Source organism: Rhodococcus globerulus NBRC 14531 (assembly GCF_001894805.1).
Lineage (GTDB): Bacteria > Actinomycetota > Actinomycetes > Mycobacteriales > Mycobacteriaceae > Rhodococcus_F > Rhodococcus_F globerula.
The window spans coordinates 1818379-1835686 of record NZ_BCWX01000001.1; the positions used below are offsets into that span (position 1 = coordinate 1818379).

General features: G+C 62.2%; 13 protein-coding genes. 9 read left to right on the plus strand and 4 right to left on the minus strand.

All coding sequences use genetic code 11. The features are described from left to right. Positions 1-46: 46 nt before the first annotated feature. From trpB to RG2_RS08185, 8 genes are all read left to right on the plus strand, one after another. The gene (gene trpB, locus RG2_RS08150) at positions 47-1363 is read left to right on the plus strand and encodes a tryptophan synthase subunit beta (RefSeq protein ID WP_033230855.1); all 1317 of its coding nucleotides are present in this window, start codon (positions 47-49) and stop codon (positions 1361-1363) included. Next, positions 1360-2163 carry a tryptophan synthase subunit alpha gene (trpA, locus tag RG2_RS08155; protein ID WP_033230854.1) on the plus strand — a complete coding sequence of 268 codons (804 nt, stop codon included), beginning with the start codon at positions 1360-1362 and terminating at the stop codon, positions 2161-2163. The genes trpB and trpA overlap by 4 nt, the downstream gene beginning before the upstream one ends. Continuing rightward, complete coding sequence (gene lgt / locus RG2_RS08160; RefSeq protein WP_033230853.1) at positions 2160-3194, plus strand: prolipoprotein diacylglyceryl transferase; 1035 nt, start codon at positions 2160-2162, stop codon at positions 3192-3194. Before trpA ends, lgt begins: the two co-directional genes overlap by 4 nt. Before the next feature lie 86 nt (positions 3195-3280). Continuing rightward, positions 3281-4078, plus strand: a complete 798-nt coding sequence (locus tag RG2_RS08165) for a TM2 domain-containing protein (protein ID WP_371851298.1) — start codon at positions 3281-3283, stop codon at positions 4076-4078. A gap of 138 nt (positions 4079-4216) precedes the next feature. After that, on the plus strand, positions 4217-8710 hold the full coding sequence (gene gltB / locus RG2_RS08170) for a glutamate synthase large subunit (protein WP_033230851.1): 4494 nt from the start codon (positions 4217-4219) through the stop codon (positions 8708-8710). Then, entirely contained in the window at positions 8703-10208 is a 1506-nt protein-coding gene (locus tag RG2_RS08175) for a glutamate synthase subunit beta (RefSeq protein ID WP_033230850.1), read from the plus strand. Before gltB ends, RG2_RS08175 begins: the two co-directional genes overlap by 8 nt. A gap of 74 nt (positions 10209-10282) precedes the next feature. Then, a complete protein-coding gene (gene pyk, locus RG2_RS08180; RefSeq protein WP_033230849.1) occupies positions 10283-11701 on the plus strand; it encodes a pyruvate kinase in 1419 nt (472 codons plus the stop codon). Position 11702: 1 nt separating this feature from the next. Beyond that, on the plus strand, positions 11703-12584 hold the full coding sequence (locus RG2_RS08185; RefSeq protein WP_033230848.1) for an acyl-CoA thioesterase: 882 nt from the start codon (positions 11703-11705) through the stop codon (positions 12582-12584). 26 nt (positions 12585-12610) lie between these two features. On the opposite strand, the gene RG2_RS08190 is transcribed toward RG2_RS08185, so the two are convergent. Continuing rightward, positions 12611-13114 carry an SRPBCC domain-containing protein gene (locus tag RG2_RS08190; protein ID WP_033231403.1) on the minus strand — a complete coding sequence of 168 codons (504 nt, stop codon included), beginning with the start codon at positions 13112-13114 and terminating at the stop codon, positions 12611-12613. A gap of 301 nt (positions 13115-13415) precedes the next feature. Here RG2_RS08190 and RG2_RS08195 point away from each other — a divergent pair, with 301 nt between their 5' ends. Further along, on the plus strand, positions 13416-14558 hold the full coding sequence (locus RG2_RS08195) for a GNAT family N-acetyltransferase (protein ID WP_080711548.1): 1143 nt from the start codon (positions 13416-13418) through the stop codon (positions 14556-14558). Positions 14559-14587: 29 nt separating this feature from the next. Here RG2_RS08195 and RG2_RS08200 read toward each other — a convergent pair whose 3' ends face one another. The 3 genes from RG2_RS08200 to RG2_RS08210 form a co-directional block, all read right to left on the minus strand. Further along, positions 14588-15838: an amidohydrolase gene (locus tag RG2_RS08200; RefSeq protein WP_033230846.1), complete on the minus strand. Its 1251-nt coding sequence runs from the start codon at positions 15836-15838 to the stop codon at positions 14588-14590. 134 nt (positions 15839-15972) lie between these two features. Then, a complete protein-coding gene (locus RG2_RS08205; protein ID WP_033230845.1) occupies positions 15973-16425 on the minus strand; it encodes an AMIN-like domain-containing (lipo)protein in 453 nt (150 codons plus the stop codon). 262 nt (positions 16426-16687) lie between these two features. Further along, on the minus strand, positions 16688-17290 hold the full coding sequence (locus tag RG2_RS08210; RefSeq protein ID WP_033230844.1) for a methyltransferase family protein: 603 nt from the start codon (positions 17288-17290) through the stop codon (positions 16688-16690). Between the last annotated feature and the right edge of the window lie 18 nt (positions 17291-17308).

Sequence of the window (17308 nt, forward strand, 5' to 3'; positions counted from 1 at the left end):
CGTACCCGGGCGGTGACAGGCGACACGCTTGGGGCAGACTGGGGGAGTGACTTCACGTACTCAGGGACCAGTCTTCAAGGGCGGCAATCTGCCGCCGGCCAGTGCCGGACTTGCCGAGCGCACCACTCATGATCCGGATGCCGGAGGGCACTTCGGTGTCTACGGCGGACGTCATGTGCCCGAGGCGCTCATGGCGGTTATCGAGGAAGTTACCGCCGAATACGAGAAGGCCCGCAGCGACGACGCTTTCCTGAACGAACTCGACCGACTGCAGCGCGACTACACCGGACGCCCGTCGCCGATTTTCGAAGCAACGCGCATGAGCGAATACGCGGGCGGCGCTCGCATCATCCTCAAGCGTGAAGATCTGAACCACACCGGTTCTCACAAGATCAACAACGTCCTCGGTCAGGTACTTCTTGCCAAGCGAATGGGCAAGACTCGTATCATCGCCGAGACCGGAGCGGGACAGCACGGCGTCGCCTCGGCCACTGCTTGCGCGTTGCTCGGCCTCGAGTGTGTCATTTACATGGGTGCGGTCGACACCGAGCGTCAGGCGTTGAACGTCGCCCGGATGCGCCTGCTGGGCGCCGAGGTCGTCTCGGTCGAAACCGGTTCGCGCACACTCAAGGATGCGATCAACGAAGCTCTCCGCGATTGGGTTTCCCACGCGGACGACACTTACTACTGCTTCGGTACCGCTGCCGGTCCGCATCCGTTCCCGACCCTCGTGCGCGATTTCCAGCGGGTCATCGGTCTCGAGGCCCGCGCTCAGGTTCAGGCCTTGACCGGTCGGCTTCCCGACGCCGTCACGGCTTGCGTCGGTGGCGGTTCCAACGCCATCGGTATTTTCCACCCGTTCATCGACGATCTGTCGGTGCGACTGGTCGGTTACGAGGCAGCGGGCGACGGCGTTGAAACCGGTAGGCATGCAGCAACATTCGCAGGCGGAACGCCTGGCGCATTCCAGGGTGCGTACTCGTACCTGCTGCAGGACGAAGACGGTCAGACCATCGAATCACATTCCATCTCCGCAGGTTTGGACTATCCGGGTGTCGGTCCGGAACATGCGTATCTCAACGACATCGGTCGGGCTACCTACGAGCCCGTCACCGACTCCGAGGCAATGGATGCGCTCCTTCTGCTCTCGCGGCGCGAAGGAATCATCCCGGCCATCGAATCCGCGCACGCGGTTGCCGGCGCGCTGCGCCTGGGCAAGGAGCTCGGCGAAGGCGCCATCATCGTCGTCAACCTGTCCGGTCGTGGCGACAAGGACATGGATACTGCCGCGAGCTGGTTCGGTCTGTTCGACAACGCAGACCAGCCCGCAGACCAGACCAACACGGAAGGCTCGGACAAGTGAGCGAACGACCATCACGCCTCGCATCCACGTTTGCGGCATGTAAGGCGGAAAACCGAGCTGCGCTCGTCGGCTACCTGCCAGCAGGCTACCCAACGGTGTCCGAATCCATCGACGTCTTCAAGACGATGGTCGACGGCGGCTGCGACATCATCGAGGTCGGGGTCGCGTACTCCGACCCCGTGATGGACGGACCGACCATTCAGCGTGCCGCTGAAACTGCCCTCAGCAACGGCGTCCGCTTGCGCGACATCTTTACCGTCGTCGAGCAGATCAGCTCGGTCGGCGGCAAGGCCGTAGTCATGACGTACTGGAACCCGGTCATGCAGTACGGGATCGACAAGTTCTCCCGCGACCTCGCTGCCGCAGGCGGACTCGGACTGATCACCCCCAACCTCATTCCTGACGAGGCCGCCGACTGGATGGAAGCGTCCGAGAAGCACCACCTCGATCGGATCTTCCTCGTGGCACCCTCGTCCACCGAAGAGCGACTGGCTATGACGCTCCAGGCAAGTAGCGGGTTCGTATACGCGGCCTCCACGATGGGTGTCACCGGAGCGCGCGACGCAGTGTCGTCGATGGCACCTGAACTCACCGCACGGATCCGCGCGCATTCCGATATCCCGGTCGGTGTCGGGCTTGGCGTTCGCTCTGGCGCCCAGGCAGCAGAAATTGCCGGCTATGCCGACGCAGTAATCGTCGGGTCTGCGCTGGTCTCGGCTGTGGAAAACGGACTCGGAGCTGTCCGTGCCCTCACCGAAGAACTCGCTGAAGGTGTCCGCTCGGCTAACGTGGCGTCGTGACGTCAACTGTTGAACTACTGGCCTACATTCCCAGTCCTCCACAAGGTGTCTGGTACATCGGGCCCGTGGCACTGCGCGCCTACGCGCTCTGCATCATCGCCGGAATCATCGTCGCCATCGTCTGGGGCGACCGGCGGTGGGTCGCGCGAGGCGGCGAGAAGGGCACCGTTCTCGATATCGCAGTCTGGGCCGTGCCGTTCGGATTGATCGGTGGCCGGCTGTACCACGTGCTCACCGACTGGCCGCAGTATTTCGGTGAAGGCGGCACACCGATCGACGCACTCAAAGTGTGGAACGGTGGCCTCGGAATCTGGGGCGCAGTCTTCCTCGGCGGTGTCGGCGCCTGGATCGGGTGCCGCAGGCGTGGGATCCCCGTCGCGGCGCTGGGGGACGCGATCGCGCCTGGTGTGCTGCTTGCGCAGGCGATAGGCCGGTTCGGCAACTACTTCAACCAGGAGTTGTACGGGCGCGAAACGACAGTGCCATGGGGATTGGAAATCTTCCAGCGTGTGAACTCGTCAGGTCAGACCGATGCGTTGTCCGGTGTATCGACCGGCGTCGTAGAGAAGGTCGTGCACCCCACCTTCCTGTACGAGGCCGTGTGGAACGTCCTCATCGTCGTCCTGCTTGTCGTGGTCGATCGCCGATTCAAGATCGGCCATGGACGACTGTTCGCCCTCTACGTGGCGGGTTACTGCGCCGGTCGGTTCTTCGTCGAACTCATGCGCGACGATCCGGCATACGAACTTGCAGGCATTCGCGTCAACTCCTTCACCTCGGTGATCGTGTTCGTGGCGGCAGTTGCGTACTTCCTGCTGGCCAAGAAGGGTCGTGAAGATCCTTCCGAACTGAAGTCCAAGGACTACGTCGAGAACACGCCTGTCGAGAACACGCCCGTCGAGAACACAGCTTCGGAGGCCACCGACAGTGATACCGACTCGGATGACGGTATCGCGACGGCAAAGGTTGCCGATTCAACCAGCGTGGACGCAAAGCAGGATGTTGATCTGAAGAAGCCGGACAAGCCATGACTGGTCCGCATCGCACCCAGTTCGAGGTATAAAGATCACTTGCCTCAACGATTTGCCGGACCGTCGTCGACCCGAAGGAATACACGTTGCCTGACTTGAACAAGTATCCGGATCCCGCAGAGTCCGGGGACGCTTCGAGCTCTCAATCCGCGGTTCCCCCGCAGTTCGGTTCGCCCTTCGATTACGAGGCAACCGCTGATGCTTCCTTGAGCGAAACCTCGGCGCCCACGGAGAAGACTCCGTCAACCGAAACAACGGGCACCGGTCCCGGCTGGGACACATATGCGGGAATGGGCAACGGCCCAGGGTGGGGGAGCCATCCGATTTACCCGCCGCCGGCGGGGTCGGAGCCCACAACAGCGTTCTCGGCTGCTTCAGATCCGACGGCTGCGTATCCGATTTCGGAGCCCGCGCCGCCGAACTACACGCCGCCGAGCTACGAGCAGCAGCCTTATCAGCAACAGAGCTATCCGCCTCCGGCGGACGGTCCGGTGTACGGCGTCCCAGCCGACCAGAGCGCAAATCCGTATGCAGCGCCACCGGTTCAGGGTTACACCGCTCCGCCGCAGAACCCCGGTTACGGGCAGCAGCAGCCTTATGCGCAGCCCTATGGTTTTGTCGATCCGTCGGCGCCGTTCGGTCGTGATCCGATCACCGGGCAGCCGTTCTCCGACAAGTCGAAGGTGACCGCCGGCCTGCTCGGCATTCTGCTCGGCGGATTCGGCGCAGGCCGGTTCTATCTCAATCAGCCCGGTACTGCGATCGCACAGATTGCGGTGACATGGTTGACGTGTGGAATCGGTGGTATCTGGCCGTTGATCGACGGCATCATGATGCTGACCGGCAGTGTGAAGGACAAGTACGGGCGACCACTCCGCAGTTGATCCCCTCGCTCGTTTCACCGTGGCACCTCGATACAGGGGTGCCACGGTTTTTTCTATCGCAACCTGCACATACCGGTTGTAAACTGACCCTTGCCGGTTGCGGGTTCGTGTGGCGGCCCCGCATGGTGGAGGGCACGCATGCTGTTTTCTCAGATGCCTGGTCCACAGGGGCTGTACAACCCCGATCAGGAAGCAGATTCGTGTGGTGTCGCCGTTGTCGCTGACATCTACGGCAGACGCTCTCATTCGATCGTGCAAGACGGCTTGTCCGCACTGCGCAAGCTGTCCCATCGCGGTGCCATCGGAGCTGATTCCACCACCGGTGACGGAGCGGGAATTCTCCTTCAGCTACCCGTCGAACTTCTGAGGGCTGTCACCAACTTCGTGTTACCGGATGTAAACGAGCGTGGTGAGAGTAGGTTTGCGGCCGGTATCTGCTTCCTTCCCCGGGCCGCGCGGCCCCGGCGACGTGCGTTCGAGCGCATCGAGCGGTGCGCGCGTTCAGTGGGATTGTCGGTACTCGGCTGGCGAGATGTTCCCGTCGATTCGGCAGTCCTGGGTATATCGGCAACGGAATGTGCGCCGTTCATCAGTCAGTGCTTTGTCGCGGACACACGTGGGGGCTCGGCCGGTATCGCTTTGGACCGCCGTGTCCTCGAGCTGCGTAAGCAGGCCGAACGGATCACCCCACATGTTGTGGACGAGGGTTCCGGCGTCTACTTTCCATCGTTGTCCGCGCGAACGATGGTGTACAAGGCGATGGTGACGCCGTGTCAGTTGCCGCTGTTCTACCCGGACCTGCAGGACGAGCGGATGCGTAGTGCACTGGCCGTCGTGCACAGCAGATACTCGACCAACACCTTTCCGTCGTGGACGTTGGCGCAACCGTTCAGATTTGTTGCACACAATGGCGAGTTCAATACCATTGTCGGAAACAGAAATTGGATGCGCGCGCGCGAGCCGCAGCTTCGGAGCGAGCTCTTCGGTGGCAACCTCGACGGCCTGATGCCGATCTGCACGTCCGGGGTGTCGGATTCTGCGTCGTTCGACGAGGTGCTCGAGCTGTTGTCCCTCGGCGGGCGCAGTGTGCCCCACGGTGTGGCGATGATGATTCCCGCTGCCTGGGAACAGGATTCGGCCATGTCGGCCGAGCTACGTGCGTTCTATCAATTTCATGCGTGCCTGATGGAGGCATGGGACGGACCTGCCTCGGTAACGTTCAGTGACGGTACCGTGGTAGGAGCCGTCCTCGACCGCAACGGGCTTCGGCCCGGGCGCTGGTGGCGCACCCGGGCGGGTCGAGTCGTATTGTCCAGCGAGAGTGGTGTGTTCGATGTACCTCCGGCCGACGTGATAGCAAAGGGGCGACTCGAACCCGGTCGAATGTTCCTGCTGGACACGTCGCAACAGCGTATTGTTCCGGACGACGAGGTCAAGTCCGATTTGGCAGGTGCGGCGCCCTATCAGCGCTGGCTCGACGCGAACCTCACTCTGGTTGGCAACACACCTGATCCGCCCAAAGCACGTGGGGACCCATCGGTGCTGATGCAGCATCAGCAGGTCTTCGGGTACACCGAGGAAGAGTTGAGTGTAGTTCTGACGCCGATGGCCGCCACCGGTCACGAGCCGGTGGGATCGATGGGAACCGATACGCCGCTGGCAGTGCTCTCCGCGCGTCCCAGGCTGCTGTACGACTACTTCGTTCAACTGTTCGCACAGGTCACCAATCCACCGTCGGATGCGATTCGAGAGGAAGTTGTCACCACGTTGTCGGTGGTTCTGGGCTCTGAACAGAATCTCCTCGACCCGAACGAATCATCGTGTAGGCGAACCCTGGTGCACAGGCCCGTGGTGTCCGGAGCGGAACTGGCGGAGATCGTCCGCATATCCGGCGCTGGTGTGACGACACTGCACGGTGTGTTCGACATTGCCGCCGGCACAGAAGGTCTGGAAGCGGCGCTCGGCGAGCTACGTGACGAAGCCAGTGCGGCAGTAGACGCCGGGCGCCACATCCTGGTCATATCCGATCGAACGTGGGACCGTGACCACGCGCCGATTCCGTCGTTGCTCGCAGTTGGCGCAGTTCATCACCATCTCGTTCGGAAGCGTCGGCGCAGTAAGGTCTCGTTGATCGTCGAGACCGGCGACGCTCGGGAGATTCACCATTGCGCATTGCTGCTCGGATACGGCGCTGCTGCTGTCCAACCGTATCTGGCCCTCGAGTCGGTTGCGGAATGTGGCCTGGACGGGGTGGATTCAGGTACTGCGGCGACGCGCTATCTGGATGCGGCCAATCAGGGTGTGCTCAAGGTGATGTCGAAGATGGGAATCTCGACTGTCCAATCCTATACCGGTGCACAGGTATTCGAGGCGTTCGGCCTGAGTGCGCGGCTTGTCGACGAGTACTTCTGCGGCACCACGAGCAAGCTCGGCGGCATAGGTATCGCGGAGCTTGCCGAGGATGTGGTGGTGCGCCACGCGGCCGCGCATGCACATCGACGTCAGCTCGACTTCGGCGGCGAATACCATTATCGCCGAGACGGTGAAATACACGTGTTCACACCGGAATCGGTGTTCTTCCTCCAGCACGCCACACGGTCGGGCCGCGCCGACGTGTTCCGCCGGTACAGCGACGAGGTCGATCGCAGCGGCGCGCAGGGCGGAACATTGCGAGGGCTCCTTGGCTTCCGAACCGGAGATCGGCCTGCACTCAGCATCGACGACGTGGAACCTGCCGAGGCGATTCTGCGCCGATTCAACACCGGCGCCATGAGTTACGGCTCGTTGTCCGCGGAAGCCCACGAGACGATGGCGATAGCGATGAATTCGATGGGTGGACGATCCAATTCGGGGGAGGGCGGTGAGGATCCGGATCGCCTGTACGACTGTGCGCGTCGTAGCGCCGTGAAACAAGTTGCCAGCGGTAGGTTCGGCGTGACCAGCGATTATCTGGTCAGTGCAAGCGATATTCAGATCAAGATGGCGCAGGGAGCCAAGCCGGGCGAAGGTGGACAACTACCGGGCAGCAAGGTGTATCCGTGGATCGCCCGGACGCGGTATTCGACGCCGGGTGTCGGTCTCATCTCGCCGCCGCAGCATCACGACATCTACTCGATCGAGGATCTCGCACAACTGATCTACGATCTGCGCCAAGCCAACAACAAGGCCCGAATTCACGTCAAACTTGTCAGCGCTGTCGGCGTCGGAACCGTTGCAGCAGGCGTGGTCAAAGCGCATGCCGACGTGGTGCTGATCTCCGGCCACGACGGTGGTACCGGTGCGGCCGCGTTGACCTCGATCGAGCACGCCGGGACGCCGTGGGAGCTCGGGCTCGCGGAAACTCAGCAGACGTTGGTGCTCAATGGGTTACGGGAGAGAGTTGTCCTGCAATGCGACGGTGGTATGCGCACGGCCCGTGATGTTGTCGTGGCTGCGTTACTGGGTGCGCAGGAATACGGATTCTCGACAGCGCCGTTGATCGCCGCCGGTTGCGTCATGATGCGAGTGTGCCATCTCGACACCTGCCCGGTCGGGGTGGCGACGCAGAATCCGGAGTTACGGGCACGGTTCACCGGACGCCCCGAGTACGTCACAAGTTTCTTCCGGTTCATCGCCGAAGGTGTGCGGGAGATTTTGGCCGACATCGGTTTTCGCAGCCTCGACGAGGCAGTGGGGCGTGCTGACATGTTGGTGCCCTGCACCGAAAGTGGTAATCGGAAGAGTCGCCGCCTGGACTTGGCGCCGCTCCTGTCGGTTCCGGTCGTGACACGGCGCGGCGTCGCAGCTGCGACGCGGCCCGGCGTCGGTGATCTCAACAGGATGCTTGTCGAGCGCGCTGCCGACACACTCCACCATGCGACACTCGTTCGGATCGACTGCCACGTCCACACCGGGGACAGGGCAGTGGGTACAGCCCTCGGCGCCGAGGTGACCCGGAGATACGGGGCACCAGGGTTGCCGGACAACACCATTGTCGTGCGGCTGCACGGAACGGCCGGTCAGTCACTCGGTGCGTTCCTACCGAGGGGGATCACTCTCGACTTGACCGGCGACGCCAATGATTATGTGGGTAAGGGGCTTTCGGGAGGGCGGATAGCTCTCCGTCCCGACGCTGATGTCGGCTTTCGCCCCGAAGAGCAGGTGATTGCCGGCAACACGCTCCTGTACGGGGCCACTGCAGGGGAACTGTTTGCGCGCGGCCGGGTGGGGGAGCGCTGTGCTGTGCGCAATTCCGGCGCCGACGCAATTGTCGAAGGGGCCGGTGATCACGCGTGTGAGTACATGACCGGCGGACGGGTCGTGATCCTCGGTGCAACGGGTCGAAATCTCGCAGCGGGGATGTCCGGCGGTATCGCATTTGTTCTCGACGTGGATCCGAACAACGTGAACCTGACGTCGGTGACGTTGCAGGAGCCGACGCCCGATGATCTCCAGTGGTTGAAGATGATGATTGCCGCCCATGTCGAATGGACGAGGTCCTGCGTCGGGGCGCGTCTGCTTGCACACTGGTCGTGCGAGTCTGGGCGATTCACCAAGGTGATGCCGGTGGATTACGAGCGAGTCATCGAGGAACAAAAACTGGCAGGTGCAGCGGAGGCCGGCGACATTCTGACGGAGACGGCCAGTGCCTGATCCGCGAGGTTTTCTCGGCATCACGCGCGCTTCGACGCCGATGCGCCCGGTGCCGGAGCGAACAGCTGACTGGAGTGAGGTCTATGCCGAGCTTCCCACCGATCAGCGCAAGCACGAGGTGTCCGAGCAAGCATCGCGCTGCATGGATTGCGGAATCCCGTACTGCCATTCGGGTCTGTCGGGGTGCCCACTGGGGAATCTGATCCCGGACTGGAACGACCTCGTGCGGCGCGACGACTGGTCCCTTGCCGCGGACCGATTGCACGAGACCAACAACTTTCCGGAGTTCACCGGACGGCTGTGTCCGGCGCCGTGTGAAACTGCCTGCGTACTTGCTCTTTCCAGTCACTTGACCAGCGGAAGCGTGGCAATCAAACGCATCGAGGCGGCGATTGCCGACACCGCGTGGGAGGAGGGTTTGGTGCAACCGCAGATCCCGTCCGTACGTTCCGATGCCCGGGTGGCGATCGTCGGATCAGGGCCCGCGGGTCTCGCTGCAGCGCAACAACTGACGCGTGTAGGTCACCGAGTCACGGTGTTCGAGCGGCATGACCGCGTCGGCGGGCTGCTGCGTTACGGCATCCCTGATTTCAAGATCTCGAAGCATCACATCGACCGCAGGCTTGAACAGATGCGCGCCGAGGGGACCGAGTTCGTAACGGATTGTGATGTGGGGACCGACCTCGCGGCGGGCGAGCTCCTCTCCAACTACGACGCCGTTGTTCTGGCAATCGGGGCCGGGAGAGCGCGCGACGTCGACGTTCCCGGTCGTGATCTGACAGGAATACATCCGGCAATGGAGTACCTCGTGCCGGCCAACCGTGAATGTGCTGGTGACGGGCCGAGCAGGATCAGTGCAGCGGGCAAGAATGTCGTCATCATCGGCGGCGGTGATACCGGTGCCGACTGCCTCGGAACCGTTCACCGTCAGGGAGCCGCGTCGATTGTCGAATTGGATTACCACGAGCAGCCCCCACTCGAACGCGACGACGGCGCAGACCCGTGGCCACTCTGGCCGTTGTTACTGCGGAGCGCTCCCGCTGACGCCGAGGGGGGAGTGCGTGAGTTCGAGGTAGCCGCTCAGGAATTCACCGGTGAAAGTCACGTCCGGGCAGTGCGCGTCGCGCCCGTTCGTGTGTCTCGGGACGAGAGTGGCCGACGGATTGCCGAACCGGTGGGGGCTGTATTCGATTTGCCGTGTGACCTTGTGTTCTTGGCCGTCGGGTTTGCAGGCGTCGAGCGCACCGGCTTGCTGTGCGGCTTCGGCCTCGAGCCGAATTCACGAGGGGTGATCGCCTGCGGGCGCGACTGGCAGACTTCGTGCCCCGGCGTCTTCGTGTGCGGTGACGCACACCGGGGTGCGTCGTTGGTGGTGTGGGCCATTGCTGAAGGACGCTCGGTTGCGCGGGCGGTCGATCGGTATCTGACTGGGGCATCGCAGCTTCCGGCTCCCGTACATCCCGGTGCGTTGCCACTCGTTATTAGGAATCGAAACTGAATCGAGTAAGAACAAAAGATGCACGTCGGACGCGCCGGATAGAAGTGCGCACTGCGAGCGACTAGGCTCGAGCCGTGAACCGACGGACAAAAATTGTATGCACCCTGGGACCGGCAACAGCTACCGGTGACCGAATCCGTGAGCTCGTGGAGAGCGGCATGGACGTGGCCCGGCTCAACTTCAGCCATGGCGACCACGCCGATCACGAAGAGAACTACATCCGCGTCCGCGCAGCGTCAGACGCGACAGGCAAGGCCGTCGGCGTCCTCGCCGACCTGCAAGGCCCAAAAATCCGGCTCGGTCGATTCAAGGACGAGCGGACCGTCTGGGAAAGCGGTGAAGAGGTTCGAATCACCGTCGACGACGTCGAGGGCACTCACGACCGCGTCGGAACCACGTACAAGGAACTCGCACGCGACGCCAAGCCGGGCGATCGCCTGCTCGTCGACGATGGCAAGGTCGGTCTTGTCGTCACGGCGGTCGAAGGCAACGACGTCGTCTGCACGGTCACCGAGGGTGGACCGGTCAGCAACAACAAGGGCCTTTCGCTTCCCGGTATGAATGTCTCCGTTCCGGCACTGTCGGGCAAAGATATTGCCGATCTGGAATTTGCCCTGAAGCTGGGTGTCGACTTCATCGCTCTGTCGTTCGTTCGTTCGCCTGCGGACGTCGAACTGGTTCACGCCATCATGGACCGAGTCGGTCGCCGCGTTCCCGTTATCGCGAAGCTCGAAAAGCCGGAAGCTATCGACAATCTCGAAGCCATCGTGTTGGCATTCGACGCCGTCATGGTTGCCCGTGGCGACCTCGGCGTGGAGTTGCCTCTCGAGCAGGTTCCGCTCGTGCAGAAGCGTGCCATCCAGATCGCCCGCGAAAACGCCAAGCCCGTCATCGTGGCAACGCAGATGCTCGAGTCGATGATCGAGAACTCGCGCCCCACCCGCGCTGAGGCTTCCGACGTTGCCAACGCTGTCCTCGACGGCGCGGACGCGGTCATGCTTTCCGGCGAGACATCGGTTGGTAAGTACGTCATGGAGACCGTCCGCACGATGGCACGCATCGTCGAGGCTGTCGAAACCGAATCGACACGCGTTCCTCCGCTGACTCACGTGCCGCGCACCAAGCGAGGCGTGATCTCCTACGCTGCGCGCGATATCGGAGAGCGCCTCGACGCCAAGGCCCTGGTTGCCTTCACCCAGTCCGGCGACACCGTGCGTAGGTTGGCGCGTCTGCACACGCCGTTGCCGCTTCTGGCCTTCACCCCGTTGCCTGAGGTGCGGAGTCAGCTGTCACTCACCTGGGGAACCGAAACGTTCCTCGTCGACTCGGTGTCCACCACTGACGAAATGGTGCGTCAGGTGGACAGTGCACTGCTGTCGCTCGGGCGCTACGCGAAGGGCGATCTTGTTGTCATCGTCGCCGGTTCGCCTCCGGGAACCGTGGGCTCCACCAACCTGATCCACGTTCACCGCATCGGCGAAGAACTCCACTAGCGTGAGCGACGCGGACGCGTCGACAGACCTCGGCACACTTCTCGGTCTGCTCGATCTCGAAACCATCGGAGACGACGCGTTCCGCGGGCATCACCCGGCGCAGGTAAGTTCGCGGACGTTCGGCGGTCAATTGGTGTCTCAGGCGCTGATGGCCGCCGGCCGTACCGTCGACGGTGATCGACCGATCCACGCGATCAACGGCCACTTCATTCGCGGCGGAGATGTCAAGGCGCCCATCGAATATCGCGTCGAGCGGCATCGCGACGGGCGCGCGTTCGCAAACCGTCAGGTCACCGCGTATCAAGGCGACAACGAGCTGTTCGTGATGCTGGCAGCGTTCCAGGATTCCGGCACAGGGCTAGAGCATGCCGTCGAAATCCCGGACGTTCCGCTACCGGAGTCTTTGCCGCCCTTGGGTGATCGACTGTCCGGCTACGAGGCGACGCTTCCGCATTTTGTGGGCGCACTCAAGCCGATCGACATGCGGTACGCCAACGATCCGGCGTGGATTTTGAAAGGCGCGGGGGAGAAGCTCACCCATAATCGCGTGTGGATGCGACCGGACGGCGTGCTACCGGACGACTCACTGATTCACGCCGCCGTATTGGCGTACTCGTCGGACACCACCGTGCTGGATTCCATCCTGACCACCCATGGATTGTCGTGGGGGCACGATCGGATTGTTGCAGCGACGGTAAATCATTCGATCTGGTTTCACCGGCCGTTCCGCTTCGACGACTGGGTTCTGTACGCGACGGAGTCGCCGGTTGCCGCGGGTTCACGAGGATTGGCGACCGGGCGATACTTCTCGATCGAGGGCATGCTGATGGCAACGGTGGTGCAGGAAGGCGTCATCAGGCACTTCCCGCGCAAGGGGGAATAGGACCCAGCCCCCGTAAGGGGGAACAGTCAGGCTGATTTGCGGTACTGCGATGCGAGTTCGTCGGCGCGATCCCAGGGCGACCAGTCGACTTCACGGCCGTCGAGTTGTGCCGCAACCACTTCCAGGCCGGCATGCCAGCCCGCTGCATGCGCGTACGCGGAGTCCTCGTCCTCCATCGTGTGTGTGAGGGTCAACCAGCACCCTCCGGTGCCGTCGGGGTGCAATTCCCAGTGCAATGTGTCTGCGTCCCACAGGTACTCGAAGATGTGGTGCGGATGGACGCTGATGACAGTTCCGTGTGAGCTGTGATCAGCGGGCAAGCCGTATCGCTTGACCTGTTGCGGCGTCACTTTGAACAGTAGGTCTGCGCCGGGAGTCAGTGTGAAATCGACGTCGGCGGGAAACCACGTGTCGAGAAATTCGCGTTGAGTGATGACCTTCCATACTTTGTCCGGCGATTGTGGAACGGCGAGCCGGAAGTTCAGAGACACCCGACCGTCGTACGTCAGGTTGATTGTGCCGTTGTCCATCGGTGCCTCCAACGTTGGTGCCCGTGCGGTTGCCACTATCGTGCCATTTTTGAGGCGCGGACGGAATAACTGCAGGTCAGATCGTTGTAATGTGTTCATGTCGATGTTCACGTGGCGTGCGGTTCTTCTCGGTCGGTGAGGACACCATAGGGGTAGAGGCAATTCTTTGGTTATCGTTCATTCTTTGTTTCCGGTGGTTCGTCATGCCTCCTGTACTGGCGATTCTCTGCTTAACCGTCCGGCATCGGCCGAAAGCGCTAGGCATGGTGAACACTTGGTAATGTAATGGTAAGTTCGCGTCATGGTCGTAACGAAGGTGTCCCGGGCGGAGTGTGTGGACGACGCGGATCGCGCTGGTGTCGAAACTGTGCGCTTCTACGACAACCCCGAGGCGATTCGCGGGGACTGGGAGCGTTTGGCTGCCCGTGTCGGGACTCGAATGTCGTCGCGGTTCCTGTACGCAGTCGGCGCTCACGAAACCGACGGCAAAGGCTCATTCCTCCTGGTCGCGGTGTACCGGGGAGCAGAGATGGTAGCGCTGGCACCCTTTGCGGTTCGTCGCATGCTCACTGTCGAGGTGGTTCGCCTTCTCGGGCATGGGCGCGGCGTGGTCGGCGAGATCCTTGCCGCCGACGCCGATGCCGCTCGGGTCCTCTGGCGAGCGGTCGCTGCCCGGGGACTGGTGCTGCACGCCGATCTTGTTGTCGGTTCGGACATTGCGGTCAGTGCACTGTTGGACGATCCGCGATGGAACTGTGCTGTGCGAGTACGGGATACCAATCTCTCCGTGGATTCGCCGGAAGGTACTGTCCCCGTGGATATTCGGAGCGCGCGTTCGTTGAAGCGGCTACGTTCCTATCGGGCGGCACTCACTCGATCCGGGTCTTCACTGGAATTCGAGCAGTTGACGACTCCGGCCGATGTGGACCGGCGATGGTCCGACATGTGCACGGTTGCTGCAATCGGAACGTCAGGGCGCGACCGCGTGAACTTCCTGGCACCCCCGAACGAGGCGTTTGTGTACCGATTCCTCCGGAGAGAAGCAGAACTCGGACGCCTCGTCATCGTCGGGTTGGTCATCGACGGGGTGTGGTGTGCCCACGATGTTTCCGTTCGGACCGGTAGCCGGCTCGAAGGATGGGTCACGCATTACCGACCTGAATGTGCCCGGACTCAACCCGGACATCAAATGATGGAATGGCTTGTCGCGCACAGCAACGAACTTGCCGTCGACGAACTCGACATGGGAATCGGTCCCACTGACCTGAAATCGGTGTGGGCGAACAACCGCACACCGGTCGTGACCATCACCGGTGTGCGGTCGGGCAGAATCGGTTCGCGGGCAATCGTTCGCGCAATCGAGACCTGGGAATCGGGAACGTGGGTCAGCCGCTCGAGAAATCTGCGGGACAAGGCTCGGTCTGCTTGGCGCCGCGTGCGCTAATCCAGACGCCGTCGGCGTTAGCCGTTCGATCAGGCAGGCGGTAACCACGTCCTCGTTGCCGTGACCAGTGCGGAAACTCCGATGGTCAGTGTCGGTTCGATAACCGGCGCGTAATGCGGAGAGTGGTTCGACGGCACGGTCCGGAGGGCAGGGTCGCTCATGTCGCCAGTCGTGAACAGCGACGGGTCGGTACCGCCGAGCAGCCAGTACGACAGTTGTGCGCCCGAACTCGTCGCGAGGATGCCGACATCCTCGCTACCGGCGCCTGCCCCCGGATCGAGAATATTGTCCTCGCCCAACCATGAGGCAAACGCGTCGAGGGTTTTGCCCAGAGCAGCCGGATCATTCACGACGATGGGGAAGCGTTCGATCTCGGTGATAGTCGGTTCTTCCGGGGCGCCGGCCGTTGCGGCTTCGCCTCTGACGATGCGGTCAACGCTGCTCAGAATGCGCTCCCGGACGGCAGAGTCGTAGCTGCGGATGTTCAACTGCAGTTCGGCTTCGCCGGGTATGACATTGGCTGCGTCGCCGGCGTGGATCGACCCGACCGTGAGCACTGCGATCGCCGTGCTCGGTACCTCGCGGGAGACAATTGTCTGCAGGCGCAGAACGGTTTCCGCTGCCATCACCACGGGGTCGACGGAGTTCTCCGGCATGGATCCGTGAGCGCCTTTGCCGACGAGTCGCACGCGCAGCGAGTCGGAACCTGCATACGAGGGGCCTGCGTGGCCGGCGATCTTTCCGGCAGGCAACGGAGCTACGTGTTGCCCGAGAACAACGTCGGGCTTGGGGACCTTGTCGAACAATCCGTCGTCGACCATGGCTTGGGAGCCGGCGCCGAGTTCTTCGGCGGGTTGGAAGACGAGTAGTAGGGTGCCAGACCAACTGGCCGTGTCCGTGGAGAGGATCTGGGCGGCCCCCAACAGGCATGTCGTGTGGAGGTCGTGGCCGCATGCATGAGCCACCGGAACGGTTTTCCCGTTCTGATCGGTCGCGGTGACGGTGCTGGCGTAATCCAGTCCGGTGTCTTCCTTGACCGGAAGTGCGTCCATGTCGGCACGCAGGAGTGCCGTTGGTCCTGGGCCGTTCTTCAGGACACCGACTACTCCTGTTTTTCCGATGCCCGTGGTGACGTCGAAACCGAGTGAGGTCAGGCGCGTGGCAACTATTTCGGCGGTGCGATGCTCTTGGAAGCCGAGTTCCGGGTGACTGTGGAGGTCCTTGTACAGGTCGGCCAGCGTCGGATCTACGGTGATGTTCTCGTGCGCAGCGTGTGGCATGAGAGTCCTCTCGATCGAGAAAAGCAGACTAATCGGACGATTTTCACGCTAACAGTGTTCAGGCACTCGGGCGCCGAACGTTACCCGAATGAGTTGATGGACTTCAGCACCGCAAAGTGGGGAGTGCCGGCTACTCAGGCCGGCGCGTAGAAGACATCGACAACAATTTGACCGGGCGATTCCATTCCGGTTGCCTGGAACTCGGGGCGCCCTGCAGCAGTGCCGACAAAAGACTGAACGATCTCACCGCTCACCAGTGCGGTCTCGACGCTCGAAATGGTGCCGCCAGACGTTTCGATCGGTGGAAATTGTTGTAGCGCAGTAGCTCCCATGATATCGATCTGAAGGATCGATGAGCCGTTCACGTCGACCACGTGATTGTCGCCGCCGCGAATCGCTTCGCTGACATACTCCACTTTCCATGTCACAGTGCCGGTTCCACTGAGGTGATACGTCACCCGCGAACGGTCGTCAAGGTGCTCGATGGCAACGGCGGTGACCTCGGCGATGGGCAGCGGTGCGTTTGTTTCAGTTCCAGGAACGACGAGACTGGGTGGCGCCTTTGGTGGAGGGCTGCCGATTCTCATTGTTCCAGCCTGCGCAACTGAACCTTCGACGGTTGAATATGTCGGCCGCGAATGGGAGTCGGAACCTGGTTGCGGAGATTCGGATTGGCTTTGGCAACCAGTAAGTGTCGCGGCGGACAAGAGTGCTCCGCAGCACGCAACGAGATATCGGTGCCGCATGAGGGAAACTTATCGGCTCCGTGGATGACGCGTACGCGGATTGCGAATTTCGGTGGCGTTGGTGCCCGAGACGTTGGTGCCGGATGTTGGTAATGGATGTCCGTCAGGTGAGACCGACCCGGGGTACGAATCTGCCGACAGTGCGGCTGTAGGTGCGGTAGGTGTCGCTGTGGCGGTCGCGGAGGTAGGGCTCTTCGACGACACGCACTTGCAGTTCTATTGTGGCGAGCAGCAGCGCGAAGCCGATAAGCGCGAGTGGGTTCGGTGTGAGGAGCGTGATGCCGGCAGCGAAGACGAGCATGGCGGTGAAGATGGGATTGCGGACGAGGCCGAAGACCCCGGTACGGACGAGATCGGTTGTCTCGGTGGGATCGACGCCGATGCGCCAGGATTCACCCATCTGGTTCTGTGCGTAGAGCGTGCCGACGATTCCGGCCAGCGCGAGCGCGATCCCCATCGTCTGGACAGCCGGAGTGGTGAGTACGCCGATCGGGTGCAGCACTGCGGCGAGTTGCAGTGCGGGTGCAACGACGCCAAGGGCTATCGCGACGACGAATCCGGTGCCGGCGATCCATTCCAGCGAGCCGAGTCGTCCGGTGACGCCGCGGAATCCGGTCGAGCCGGTCCGTTGGTACTGCAGCGCGCTGCGCCAGCCGAAACCGAGGACCCCGAACAGGGCGTAGAACACGAGCGCGGTCACAGCCATCTCAGATCTTTCCTCATT